Genomic DNA, 1,637 nt, shown 5'->3' on the forward strand with positions numbered 1-1,637 from the left:
GATGGCATTATTATAATTTTATAGACAACACCCGATATGATTTTACAGAATCCCAATTTAGTGAAAGCATAAATTATACAGATATCTCATCAAATAGAGAAGAAGCTTTCCAGGACACAAACCTTAATCAATACAACTACTTAAAAAATAATGTTTCCCTAGAGCTAAGTAAAAGCAGAAGACATTAATGACGATCTTTAACAATATGGCGCAAGAATCTAGTAAAGGGGTATGTCAGTTACCTAAATAATAAGATAAAAAAAGATATACTGAAAATGAATGATTGTAATCATAATACGAATGGCGTTAATCTGAAACTTAGATAAGCGTCTTTATCATTTGAGTGCCATATTCTATCAAAAAGATTGTCTAAGTACTGAACATTTGAAAAAATTGGTCTTAAGTTAAAGTGCAGTTTAATCGTAGGTTAGCTATTATAGATAACAAAGAGGGGGAGGACCTTGAAAAAATTTATTTCTTTAGTACTTTCTTGTTTACTTTTTCTTATTATTGCCTCCTATTTTTCCGATAATAATAAGCTACCAATGGAGATGGTGGCATTTAATAGCTTAACGAATGAAGAAAGAAAAAAAATCCCTGTTTCTCCCAAGGATTCTATTGTAGATAATGTGATTGTAAATGAAGAACTAGGGGAACAAATAGGGGTTAAATACATAGGTAAAACTGTATATGCAGTAACCTTTAATAATAACGAAGACAACAATAACGGGAGATTGGTTGTCTATATTAGTAAAAACAAAGAGACAGTCATTGGAAAAGGATATGAAAAAAAGAAAGTAAAAATTTATTAAAGAATCGGGCTCCTTTTTTAATAAAGTGTCTATTAGTATTGAAGGGTTAATTCTAGAATAAGTAAAAAAACAAAAACACTCTTATTTTTAAATCATTTGGTAATGGTGGATACTTAGGGATTGACCTAGAATACAACAAAGGTGAAGTTATATATCTGACCACTAGTTATCATATGCACGGTTTAGGCAAGGCGAAAATTTTTCGTCTTTCTTTGAAAACTGGATAAATCTTTCTTGTGATGGTCACTGGGGGGAAGATTTTTATTTATTTAGCTCAGAAAAAACCCTTATTTAAGCATGAATTCATTCAATGGTAATGAATTAAAAAGTGGATTAAATAAGTTAATGTAATTTATATAGAAAGTTATGATTTAACAATACAATGTGGGTACTAGTTACTCCCTTTGCGTTGAGCTGATCTTCCACAATATGGCGCAAGAATGTAGTTAAGGATATCCTGGCTACCTTTAGATTAATATTAATTAAAATAGATCAACCAGTGAACTAGCTGAATACGATATGGCGCATATCTGAAATATAGATATGTGCCATTATTCATTTTATGGCCATATTGTGGAATAACAAGTTTTTTTGATTAATTATTTAGTAAGTTATAACTTGCAAGAACTGGCTTAATTAGCTGACTCAGACTATATAAAAATATATTAAATCCCATTTCTCTTTAAAGTGTACCCTTTGTAAAGGACATTTTAAAAAAAGCCTAGGCTACATTAAGAAGGTGATCTCTGTATTGAACAGGGGTCATCTTCTTTAAATTCCATTGATATCTGTATTTATTGTAATAAATCATATATTGCTTAATTT

At 30.0% G+C, this 1,637-nt stretch carries 3 protein-coding genes; 2 read left to right on the top strand and 1 reads right to left on the bottom strand.

Annotation, left to right across the window (positions count from 1 at the left end):
* Both JM172_RS25050 and JM172_RS24345 read left to right on the top strand, forming a co-directional pair.
* Positions 1–188, top strand: a 188-nt coding sequence (locus tag JM172_RS25050; RefSeq protein ID WP_483297281.1) for a YunG family protein, incomplete at its 5' end; no start/stop codon positions are given.
* A gap of 273 nt (positions 189–461) precedes the next feature.
* Positions 462–812, top strand: a complete 351-nt coding sequence (locus tag JM172_RS24345; protein WP_214484957.1) for a hypothetical protein — start codon at positions 462–464, stop codon at positions 810–812.
* Positions 813–1,533: 721 nt separating this feature from the next.
* Here JM172_RS24345 and JM172_RS24350 read toward each other — a convergent pair.
* A partial coding sequence (locus JM172_RS24350) for an IS3 family transposase (protein ID WP_214483464.1) occupies positions 1,534–1,637 on the bottom strand: 104 nt, incomplete at its 5' end.

It is taken from the genome of Bacillus sp. SM2101, assembly GCF_018588585.1.
Classification (GTDB): Bacteria; Bacillota; Bacilli; order Bacillales; family SM2101; genus Nanhaiella; species Nanhaiella sioensis.